The following is an 11,904-nucleotide window of genomic DNA, read 5'->3' as shown; positions in this document are numbered from 1 at the left end:
AGCTTCCATATTTTATTGCTTTAAATCTTGTTTAGGAGCTTCAATGGGTTGTTTTAGAGAAATAATATTCGATAGTAATCGATATGCTCCAGAAACACCTTCTGGCAATTCTCTAAAGAAACTCAAACCAGTATAAATATAGTATCCTTTTCCGTATGGCGCGACAAGCAAAGCTCCATCTTTAGCAGATTCTCCTTTATCATGCGACGAAATAATAGGAGTGAAGGCAGGATCATATTCGTTTGGATAATATAGACCTTGTTCTTGCGTCCAACCTTGGAAATCTTTTTCAGAGATTTTGTTTGGCGTGTTTAAAACAGGATGATTTGGTGCTAAGAATGTAATTTTAGCATTTTCTTCTGTTACACGATCGTTTGATAATTTCAACGGATATGGAGCGATTTTATCGGTTACCAATTTTCCATTTGTATTGTATTGAACAATCATATTTTTACCGCCTTTTACAAAATTGAAAAGTATATTTTGTTTGTTTGCCAAAGCGTTCACGGTATTGTAAGCACGAATTCCAGTAATTACAGTGCTGAAAGAATCTAATTTTTCAGGTGTAATTTCTTCAGGTTTTAAAATCGAAACTTTGTATCCCATTTGCGTCAAGCTTTCTGGAACTTCGTCTCCAGCGCCCATAATATAAGCAATAGCATCACCAGAAACCTTCAAGTCGATTCTAATACATTTTGATTCCGCTGGTTTTAAAACCATCTGTTTGGTAATATGGCTGAATTCAATTATAGTCTGATCTTTGTCGAAACGTTTACCGTCAACAATGGCAACACTTTTTGCTGTAACTTCTTCTGGATTTACTGGCGGAGTAACTTCAAAATAAAAGATTTGTTCTGTTCCTTTTTTGTCTAAAGCAAATGGAATTTCTTTTGGAGAAACTGACCAACTTTTTGGCAAATCTAATTGTAGATTTCCTTTTACATTATCTTTTCCTGCGCGCACTTTCACGGGAACCATTTTACTTTTTGTGTTTCCAAAAATTAAAACTCTTTCTAAAATCGAAGTAGTTACTTCTGGAACAATATCGAGGAAATTATACATTTCGCCTTTCACGCCATCATTATATTTGTATACAACAGTGCGCTCAAACGGAATTTCAACATCATTGATTTTTACGTTAAAAATAACTTTTACATCTCTGATAATATCAGGAATGCCAATGATCTCTTGGTTAGAAACCGTGTACATTCCAACCGTAGCTTTTTCTTTTAACCAATAAGGCTGCGTATATTCAATATTATTTGGAAGCTGTATTTGCAGATTGATTCTCTGGTCGTTATTATTCTTTAAAATAACATTTTGAGCTGTCGTTTGATTGTCTGGAAGTGTTGTTACACTAATTAATTGCATTCCTACGGCACATCTGTTAATTGCCTCAAGACTAAGTTTAATTGCACTTCCTGGAGTTGCTTCTTGCTCATTTGCAACAGCTTCAAGATATAAACCAGAACAAGATGCAATGATATTTTTTATAGCAGAAAGTTTAATCGTTTTCCAGTGCGTATCGTCTAAAGCTTGAATCATAGCGTAAGCTTTAACTAAATCTGGAATACTTGCGGATGGATTGCTAAAATCGTATTTTGAAATGATTGTAGAGATTAAATCTCCAACTGGTTTTCCATTTTTAACGCGATTCCAGCTCGTATCGATTCCGTCAAATAAATTATCTCGTTCTTTCGGATTTTCACCATTAATTAACTCTAAATATTCTGTTTCTTCACCGCGAACTCCAGTGCTACCAAATCCTTGCGATTGATGACGGCTTCGGCTTAAAGCAGCAATTTCTTGGTTTGATTTTCCGATTCCAGTATAGTAAACACCAGTTTCAAGTTTTGTAAATTTTGATTTATTGGCAGCATCAAATTTTTCTTGGCTTCCATAAAACCACCAAGAAGGATTGAAGAATTGACGTTTTACTTGCCAAGGCGTAACATATTTTAATTGTTCAGGATAAACTTTAGGATCATTTGTTAATTTGAAACTTTCAACACTCAACATCGCAGAAGAAGTATGATGCCCGTGTGTTGTTCCTGGCGAACGATGATCAAATCTATTGATAATAATGTCTGGTTGAAATTTTCTGATTGTCCAAACTACATCAGCAAGAACTTTGTCTTTGTCCCAAATATCTAAAGTTTCTGAAGGATTTTTCGAAAAACCAAAATCATTTGCTCTTGAAAAGAACTGTTCTCCGCCATCAATTTTTCTAGCTTCAATTAATTCCTGAGTTCTAATAACACCAAGTAATTCACGCAATTGCGGGCCAATTAGGTTTTGCCCACCATCTCCGCGAGTTAGTGATAAATAGCCTGTTCTGGCATTCATTTCATTGGCTAAATATGAAATCATTCTAGTGTTTTCATCATCAGGATGCGCCGCGAGATACAAAACAGAACCTAAAAAATTTAGTTTCTTAATTTGATTGTAAATTTCAACTGAATTTAGTTTTTGTGGCTGTTGTGCAAATGAAATTTGAAAACCTATAAAAAATAAAAGAAAGATTTGAACCTGTATTTTTCGCATATTCTGGTTAATGTTTTTTTGAAAGTGCCTCAAAAATACTAATTATTTTACGGAACAGTATTTAAATGAAATGTTAATGATTGATTATTTGATCAATATTTTAAGAATAAAACAAAAAAAGCTGCCAGTTTATATCTGACAGCTTTTTCTAAAAATATATATTTGATGCCGTTTCTGCTTATTTCAATTTATTTTCTGTATCAACGTAGTTTCCTGTGATAGTTACGCCAGTTCCTTTTGTAACTTTTCCATAAATTGTGATTGATGAAGTGTTGCCAATAAAATTGATTTTAGCTCCACTGTTCAATCTTAAATCTCCCCAAATCACAACAGAACCTTCAATTTGCAAAGTTGAATTGCTGTTGATAATTAACTCTGTAGGAGATGATTGTTGGTATTTACCTTGAGATAAACTTCCTCTCATGTTAAAAGTACCACCACTGTTTATTGTCAAGTTGCTAAGAACTGCAATAGAACCACAATGCGTTAAAACTGCACCAGAATTAATAATTGCCGAATTAATAGCTGTTGCGCCTTGGTACGATTTTGTTTCATTAGAATTTAAAATCAAATCTCTACCTTGATTATACAAACCGTAAGTTAAACAACTTGCAAAAGTAGTATTTGGTTTTTCCATTTTAATGATTTTCAAACCACCAGTTCCGCTTGCTACATAAATATAATTACCGCTTGACTTTACATAGTTTGAAGAACCTGCAATTCCAACAGAACCTAATAAATTAAGCTGTGTTGTAGATTGATAAACATTAAGTCCCAAAGCTCCATTAGCCACAAATGCATAACCATCATTGAAAGAAACAGCATTTGTTACATTGTCTTCAGCAGAAGTTGTAATTCCGATAGTTTGTAATTTTGACCCACTGTTGATATCGTATACGCCAAGACCATTTGGACCTTCAGAGACAAAAAGTTTTGTTCCATCAACATCCATTGTTCTTTTAGCTCCGCTAACGTCTAAAGATGTTGTAAAGCTTTTTTGCAACGCAAGAGTCGACTGATTGTAAACATTTACTCCTTTAGTTCCGCTTAAAGTCACTACTTTATCACTCGTTAAAGCAATAGAACGTAAATCGGCCATAGCAGCTTTTCCTGCAATTACTTTTGTAGAACTATTTATTTTGAATAAACTTCCATTATCTCCTGTTACTGCAAAATAGTTAGAAGCATTAGCCGCAACGTCTGTTGTAACTCTGCTTTCTAAATAATTTGGCTTTAATTTATCTGTAAGCAATCCTGAACTCAGTTCCATGTTAAATACAACTGCTGGATTTCCTGCTAGTTGAGTGTCTTTGTCTACATCTTTTGCAGCTCCGATAATTAAATTTGATCCCGAGAAAGTCAGAGATGTAATATCAGTATTTGGAATTAGGGCAGAAGTAACCAATTTTGGTTTATACGGATCTGAAACATCAATCACGTCAATAGCTCCAGAATAAGTATCGCCTCTCATGATATAAGAAACATAAGCATAATTTCCGTTTACTGTAATGTGGGTTGCTTGTAATGTTCTTCCGTTTGCATCAACTGGCGGTTTTACTTCGGCAATTTGAACGAGAGGAAAAGAAGTGCTGGCTGTCTCTGCAGCTTTACCTGTTAAAGATCCATTTTCGATCGAAATTACCCCAGAATTAGTTAAGTCAAGCCTTTGGTTAAGCGTAGATTGATCTGAGGTAATGGTAATGTTATTTGACGACTGTCCATCATTTTTGTTGTCATTGTTATCGTCACAACCTATTAACAGTGACATTGCTAAAAATGAAAGCAAATAAACATTCTTTTTCATAAATTTCTTTTTGATTTTTAAATTCGGCGCAAATATATATTATAAAAGCATTGCATATGAGGTTTCTCTGGCGAAACTTATTGCAGTACAATTATTTATATTAAAAATACAACATTTTAACAAAAGATTAGATTAAACAAATCACAAAAAAAGAGAGCATCATTTTATTGATACTCTCTTGCATTGATTGCTAGTAATTTAGCATTATCTTCTTCCATGTCCATGTCCGCGATCGTGGTCGTCATGATCATGTCTATCATGGTGTTTATTATGTTTGTCGTGTTTGTCGTAGTGTTTGTAATCTTTACGATCGTAGTGACGACGCTCACTGTAACCATATACAGGTCTTGGTTTGTATGGTCTTTGAGGAGCTCCATGGTATCCTTTGTAATATTTCACTCTATGACGATCGAAATAAGTATAAGGAGTTCTACCGTGGTAATCTGTCAAAACTACTTTGTAACCTCCATACAAATCATAGTTTCTATATTGTCTAGGCAAGTACGATGCTCTTACCCATTTTCCTCCTCCAAAATAGATGAATTGAGAAGCGCGAACATCATAGTAAGCCTCAACATCTGGAAGATAGTAATATTCCATTTCTGAATATCCCGATGGTCCCCAAGCTGGTGGAGTTCCAATATTTACGTTTACAGATACTTGGGCTTGTGTGGCGTTTGCAACCATTAGAAATAATCCGGCGATTGCTAATTTTATCGTTTTCATCTTTTCTTAATTTTAAAATGTTAATCTTGAATAGCGATATTCATATACTGTGCCAAAAAAATAAAACAGATGTATTTTGTCGAATAAAAACGTATTTTGACGAATAAAAAAACATCCAAAATCCCTTAATTTATTGACGGTTAAGGTTTTTTATTTTTTCTGAAATTTTCAAAAAAAAAAGAAAAAAAATTATCTGTAATTGACAACCCTAGGCTTTGCAAGTTCAAAACTTTGAAGTTTGTAATCTGTAGTTTCAAAAGTATTTGTTTTAAAAACATTATCTCCTTGCTGTGGAATACTCGGATAATAGGAAAGCGAAAGTTGGAATGAACTGAAAACCAAATAGTCATTACTAATCACCAGTCCAACGGTGAGTTTAGAATAAGGTTTATTCTTTGTCATAGCGATTTCTGGACTTCCTAAAACCGCAACGGAGTAATTAAAAAACGGGTTTAAACGGAATCCTAATAAAGAATGTGGAGAATAAGTTTGTGTTTGCAATGACAAAACGGCTTTACTTGTCCCGTACAAATAGCTGTTAAATCCTGCGATTCCGTTTTGTTCATTAATGTTTAATTGATCTCCAATTATATCGTCTCGGTTAATTCCGATAATGATTTTCGGATTTACGAATTGTCTAATTTTCCAATTCCCAACGCTAAATAACTTTGTGAAATAATTAGATTCAAACAAAAATGAGGTTTGGTATGTTTTGGATTGATGGAAAAAAGTTCCAGCTTCAAAATTCATGCTCAGAAAACCTAATCGATAATAATTTCCAAAAGAAAACTGCGCACCAACATAAGGCCGCCAAAAAGTGTTTTTATATTGATATCCAAATGTAACCCCATAAATTCGCCCTATCGGAACGTCTTCTGTTTGTCCGTTTCTAAAAATATAACTGTCTTTTATAAATTTTCGAGTATTCAATCCAATTCCGCTTAGAATTAGTTTTTCAGAAGAATAAAAGTGATTTGGGTCATAAATTTCAGAAGGCGATTCGCTATAATTCACATTCAAAAAACGAGCTGTTGCAATTAGATTGGTTATCGCTTTATGTTGGTCTTCAAACATTTTAAAAGCATGTCCAGCCCAAAGATCTTGCGAAGTGTATTTTTTTGGCTGATAGGCAAATGTAAGATCAGGCGCTTGGAGCGTATCTCTTCTGTAGCTTTCATCTACATAAATTCCGCCCGCCCATTTAGTTAAAGGAGAGTAGAAGTCTCGCTCAACATCTATACTTTTAATATAGTTATTGTCTAAATCCATATTGTAATGAAAAACAGTACCGATATACGTATTTTTAATATTCGGAACGGTGTAAGTTGCTTCATTGGCATTTCGTCCGTCATCAAAACGGTTGGTGAAACGATATTCTAATTGTTGTCCAGTTCCAAAAAAGTCTTTTTCTTTAAAACCAATAGACATTTGGTTGCTAGAAATAGAAAATCTCGGAATTGTACTCCACGAATCTAAAACACGAATTGTAACATCCACAGAATCCGAAGCTTGCCCAACACTTTGGTTGGAAATTCGAACCGCCGTAACATAACGCTGCGCACGTATCAAACGCTCAGTCTCAAGAACTTTATAGGTGTTATAAGGAGTATTTTTCTTGAAAAGCAATAAATTATAAATAGCAAACTTTTTCGTTTTCAAATGAAGTCGATTACCCGTTTTTTCTCCCCAGTTTTTAGGCATTTGCGCTGTATCAGCAACAGAATGCCCAAAAGGATCTAAAGTAATAATATTGATTTTTCGTATAATTTTCCCTTCGTAATTTGTTGAATCAATCGGAATGAGCAATTCGTCTTTTTTCTTTGGCTTTTTAGACCTGAAAAATAATTTATGCATGGTTTGCGTAAACTTATTTTTCTTAGAATAATTTCTGATTTTGGTATATATTTCCGTCGTGTCTTTTTGTGCTTTTGGCTCTTTTTTGCTTTGATTTACCTGAGCATATCCGCTTTGTAAACAAAAGCACAGCAAAATAAAAAACAATATTTTTTTGTGTAAAGACATTCGGTAGTTTTCTTCTGATAGTTATAAGCTTTATGAATATAAGGAATAATTAAATGCTATGCTAGCATAACGTTATTTTTAATTTTCTGTTGTAATTTTTCTTTTTCTCCAGACAAATTTTCTTGGAACATGATTTCCCATGAGATAACCCCAGGCAGAAAGCGAGTCAATTCGATCAAAAATAATTTTAAGAATAGCTAAAAGCGGAATCGCTAAAAACATTCCCGCAATACCAGCGGCGGCACCTCCAACAATAATTCCCATTATGGAAACAAAAGCATTTATTTCTACTTTAGAATTAATGATTAGCGGCACAAGGAGATTATTATCAATAAACTGAACAATAATATTTACAATAAGGATTCCGAGAATTACTGAAATTTCGCCAGATCCTGTTAACGATGCTAAAACGGTAATAATTCCAGCAACAAAAATTCCGATATAAGGAATCAGGTTCAGAATTCCTGTGATTAATCCGAGTAAAATGAAATATTTTACACCAATAATCCATAAACCTAAACTCGTCAAGACCGAGACAACGATCATTTCAATAATTAAACTTACGATATAATTGTTGATGGAAACTTTAATCTGAGACAAAATATCTTGCAAAACAGCATGATTTTCTTGTCTGATTAATTTGGCAAAAAAGAGTTTAAAATGTTCTTTATAAATTAAAAACAGAAAAGTGTAAATAATCATAATGGTGCTGTCTAGAAGAACATCACTTATAGAAACAATAAACGAACCCAATTTTGCCTGGCCCGTTTTAACGGAATCTTTGGTAACCGAATCCAAATATTTCTTTTGCTCACCAATGCTTACTTCAAAATTGTCTTTTATAAATTTATGAATTTCAATAAGAAAGGAATTTGCATTTTTCTTTATTGTATCAAAATCATTTGCCATATAAGTGACCTGATAGGAAATGAAAAACAGCACAGTAGCAATAACAGAGATAAAAACAGCAAGACAAATTATAGCTGCAAGATGTCTTGGAAATTTAAGTTTCGTATTAAAAAAAGTAAAAATCGGAAGCAGTAAAACGGCAAATAGAAATGCCAATAAAACTGGTATAAGAATATTTTTTCCGATGCAAAAAATGAATGCAAAACAAATTAAGGTAACAAGAATAAAAGAAAGTTTTGCATAAAAGGGTAATGTTATAGGCCGAGTCATTTGTTTTTATTTAGCTGAATTTATAAAACAAATATTACACTTTATTTGTCAATTTATGTTCCAGCTTTTTTTGTGCCCGTTATAAAATTCCCATTCGATTTTTAGTCAAAAAACTCGCGTTCTTCATACTTTGCAGGAATAATCGAAATTCCTTTTTGTAGCAGTAAATTGTTTGGGAAAACAATTTTTTCTCCTTCTTTTGTTTTTAAACTTACGTGAAAAGTATTGATGTCTTCAATTTCAGCTTCGATTGGGAAATCTTTGTCGTGTATTTTAATCGTATCTCCAATTCTGAAAGGAAAGGAAAAGAACAAAACCATTCCAGAAGTAATATTGCTCAAAATAGACCATTGTGCAAACATTGCAACGCCAATAACCGTTGCAATAGAAGAAATCGTAATAAAAATATCTTCTGTTTGAACTCCCCAAATTACAATTAAACTCGTTACAACAAGAATGTTCATCAAAATATTAATATACTTGATAACCAAATTGGTACGGTGTTCAAATAATTGGCTTGTATAAGCAAAACGTTTTATTAACTTGGCGATTACCATTCGCAGCACAATCAAAATAGCAATGAGAACTATTGTGGCAATTATTTCGCGGCTATACTCTTTAACAGAAAACATAAATATTTTTTTACACTAATGTAGTCAAAAATTCATAAACTTTGGCTGTCGGAAGTCCCATAACATTTGTATAAGAGCCTTCAACTTTTGCAACTGCCATAAAACCAAACCATTCTTGAATGCCATAAGCACCAGCTTTGTCGTAAGGTTTGTAATTTTCGATATAATATAAAATAGCTTCGTCAGATAAATCATTAAAAGTTACTTTGGTAATATCGTGTAGAAGAGTAGAAGAGTCTGCTGTTTTAAAACAAACCGAAGTAATTACATCATGCGTTGCATTAGACATCGATTTGATCATAGAAAAAGCTTCTTCGGCACTTTTTGGTTTTCCTAAAGCTTTATTCTGATGCCAAACGATTGTATCACTTGTAACCAAAATTTCGTTTGCTGCCAATTCGCCTTCAAAAGCATTCGCCTTTAATTCAGCAAGATAATCGGTGATTTCTGCTGCTTTCAATTCTGGCGAATAAATTTCTTCAATATCTTTTAAACGGATTTCAAAATCAAGATCTAAATCCTTAAAAAACTGCTGTCTGCGAGGCGAACCCGAAGCTAAAATGATTTTATATTTTTTTAGTTTTTCTTTAAGCATTGTATTTGATATTTAAGGCAATAACCAAGATTGATAAAATTCCGAAGAACAAAATAAGTTTTAAGATGTTGCTTAAGTGATGAAATTCTTTTTGAGATTTTGCACTGAAAATTTTGACAATAAAATAAAGCAACGGAGCCAAAACTGTTGCAAAAGAATAAAATACAGTAATGTAAAGCTTATTTTGCATGAAATAAGTATTGCAATAAAGCGCAGATAAGATAAACGCAATAATAGTAAGACCTAAAGCAATTTTTGCAGCTCTGTTAATTCCAATTGCAACAGGTAAAGTATTCAATCCCATGTTATAATCGCCATTTGCATCTTCGATATCTTTTACAATTTCACGAATAAAATTAATTATAAAAGCAAATAAAGCATAATCAGTTAAAATAGAAAAAAGACTTGCCATTTGAGCTTGATTTTCGCCTGTTGTCGCTGGAAAAAGGTCAAAAACTCCAATTATTAATACGCTTGCCGCTAAAAGCAGAGCCACTACAAAATTGCCTAAAATCATAATTTGTTTTAAACTCGTAGCATAAAAATATAAAAGCGAAGCAATTAAAATAAAAAGCGAAGCAAAAGTCGGCCTCATGATAATATTCGAAAGAATAAAACCAATTGCAACACCAGAAATGTTCAACCCTATATAAATATTGTAAGCAGCAGTTTCTGTGATTCCTTTTCCAACAACAACATCGTTTGGTTTGTTGATGCTATCGGTTCCTACATCGTAAATATTATTGATTACATAGCCTGCGGCTGCTAGTAAAACAGTGCTTAAAACCAATAATCCATATTGCCAGTCAGCTAATGCCAATGGAACATTTTGTTGTTTTAAAAAGGCATAACGAAAAAGCAGCTGCATAAAAGCAAGCATTAAAAGGTTTTTATAACGAATAAGTTTTAGGAATTTCATTTTTTTAAGGTTCTGAGTGGCTAAGATTCTAAGGGGCTAAGTTTTTTTTCTAACTGAAAACTGTGACTGCGACTGAAAACTCTAATCGTGTTTTCCGTTAAAATAATCCATCCATTTTCCTTGCACTTTCATCACTTGTTCAATAACATCTCTTACTGAGCCGCGTCCGCCTTTTACGTGTGAGATATATCGACATAGCGTTTTAATTTCGGGAACTGCGTCTTGCGGACAAGTTGGAAGTCCTACCAATTTCATAACATGAAAATCTGGAATATCGTCTCCCATGTATAATACATTTTCTGGTTTGATATTGTTAGTTTCGCAGTAAGCTGTAAAGGTTTTCACTTTATCAGGAGTTCCTAAATGAATGTCATTAACGCCTAAATTGCGAAGACGAACGCGAACACCTTCATTGCTTCCTCCAGAAATAATGCATACATGATAACCGCTTTCAATGGCTGCTTTCATTGCATAACCATCACGAATATTCATTGTTCTTAACATTTCGCCTTCATTGGTTACAAAAACAGAACCGTCTGTAAGTACGCCATCTACATCAAAAACAAACGTTGTGATGTCATTCATTATTTCTTTATAACTTTTTGCCATTATGCTGTATAGATTGTGTTAGGATTTTATAGATATTTTTTTTGTTTTCGTCTTGTAAAAAGGCCAAGTGCGCATTGGTTGTATTAGAATCGTGACGAATTGCTGGACCCGTTTGTGCATCAATAGGATCAAGCGTATTGATTTTGTCTGCTGTTTCTTGAATCAGAGGTTTTAAAACAGCAAATGGAACTTGGTTTTCTTCGCAGATTTCGTGCCCAAGTTGGTACAAATGATTCGTAAAGTTGCTAACAAAAACAGCCGCTACATGAAGCGCCTTTCGTTGCTCTGAACTTATGGAATAAACTGCTGTTGAAACACTTTTTGCTATGCTTTCCAAAAGCTTGAAATCGGCGGTGTTTTCTGCTTCTAAGCAGAAGGGTACAACAGAATAATCTAATGTTTTGTTTTTTGAAAATGTCTGAAGCGGATAAAAAACGCCACGACGATTTTTCGGATTTAAAAGTTCTATTGAAGATGTTCCTGAAGTATGAACAACCAATTGATTATTAAAAGGAATCTGATCTGAAGCTTCTGTAATCGCATTATCTGAAACCGAAATAATGTGCAAATCTGATGGTTCCAATTCTTGAAAATCTGTTACAATCTTTTCAGAATCAATTAAATGAAGTAAAGCTTCTTTCTTTCGCGAAAAAACCTGTTTTATTTCAACAATTTTGCTCGCAGAAAAAGCCTTTATCAAATGCTGCGCAACATTGCCGGAACCGATTATTGTTATCTGAATCATGAAAGCAAAATTAGTATTATTTTTTTAATGTTAAGAGCCTATCGATTATTGATAATGGTTTTTCGAAGTTTTTATTGTTCATTTTTTTGTTTGAATTATAACACTTTTTTGATAAAAATCATTGTTTAA

10 protein-coding genes are annotated in these 11,904 nt (G+C 33.4%); all 10 read right to left on the bottom strand.

Annotated features, from left to right (window positions below; genetic code table 11):
• Positions 1–12 precede the first annotated feature (12 nt).
• Positions 13–2,544 carry a PIG-L family deacetylase gene (locus tag QLQ96_RS17315; protein ID WP_482492066.1) on the bottom strand — a complete coding sequence of 844 codons (2,532 nt, stop codon included), beginning with the start codon at positions 2,542–2,544 and terminating at the stop codon, positions 13–15.
• A gap of 178 nt (positions 2,545–2,722) precedes the next feature.
• Positions 2,723–4,348 (bottom strand): LVIVD repeat-containing protein, encoded by a 1,626-nt coding sequence (locus QLQ96_RS17310; RefSeq protein ID WP_482492065.1) that lies wholly within the window; start codon positions 4,346–4,348, stop codon positions 2,723–2,725.
• A gap of 204 nt (positions 4,349–4,552) precedes the next feature.
• Positions 4,553–5,074 carry a hypothetical protein gene (locus QLQ96_RS17305; protein WP_482492064.1) on the bottom strand — a complete coding sequence of 174 codons (522 nt, stop codon included), beginning with the start codon at positions 5,072–5,074 and terminating at the stop codon, positions 4,553–4,555.
• 189 nt (positions 5,075–5,263) lie between these two features.
• Positions 5,264–7,096 carry a hypothetical protein gene (locus tag QLQ96_RS17300; RefSeq protein ID WP_482492062.1) on the bottom strand — a complete coding sequence of 611 codons (1,833 nt, stop codon included), beginning with the start codon at positions 7,094–7,096 and terminating at the stop codon, positions 5,264–5,266.
• Between the two features lie 78 nt (positions 7,097–7,174).
• Positions 7,175–8,275 (bottom strand): AI-2E family transporter, encoded by a 1,101-nt coding sequence (locus tag QLQ96_RS17295; protein ID WP_482492060.1) that lies wholly within the window; start codon positions 8,273–8,275, stop codon positions 7,175–7,177.
• 101 nt (positions 8,276–8,376) lie between these two features.
• Positions 8,377–8,907 (bottom strand): mechanosensitive ion channel domain-containing protein, encoded by a 531-nt coding sequence (locus tag QLQ96_RS17290; protein WP_482492058.1) that lies wholly within the window; start codon positions 8,905–8,907, stop codon positions 8,377–8,379.
• Between the two features lie 10 nt (positions 8,908–8,917).
• Complete coding sequence (locus QLQ96_RS17285; RefSeq protein ID WP_482492057.1) at positions 8,918–9,502, bottom strand: Maf-like protein; 585 nt, start codon at positions 9,500–9,502, stop codon at positions 8,918–8,920.
• Complete coding sequence (locus tag QLQ96_RS17280; protein WP_482492055.1) at positions 9,495–10,421, bottom strand: geranylgeranylglycerol-phosphate geranylgeranyltransferase; 927 nt, start codon at positions 10,419–10,421, stop codon at positions 9,495–9,497. Before QLQ96_RS17280 ends, QLQ96_RS17285 begins: the two co-directional genes overlap by 8 nt.
• 81 nt (positions 10,422–10,502) lie before the next feature.
• Positions 10,503–11,030, bottom strand: a complete 528-nt coding sequence (locus QLQ96_RS17275) for a KdsC family phosphatase (RefSeq protein ID WP_482492053.1) — start codon at positions 11,028–11,030, stop codon at positions 10,503–10,505.
• Complete coding sequence (locus QLQ96_RS17270) at positions 11,014–11,775, bottom strand: Rossmann-like and DUF2520 domain-containing protein (RefSeq protein ID WP_482492051.1); 762 nt, start codon at positions 11,773–11,775, stop codon at positions 11,014–11,016. The genes QLQ96_RS17275 and QLQ96_RS17270 overlap by 17 nt, the downstream gene beginning before the upstream one ends.
• Between the last annotated feature and the right edge of the window lie 129 nt (positions 11,776–11,904).

The organism is Flavobacterium sp. B167r (genome assembly GCF_056824315.1).
Note: the sequence above shows the minus strand (reverse complement) of the source record. Positions and strands in the feature narration are given on the sequence as shown.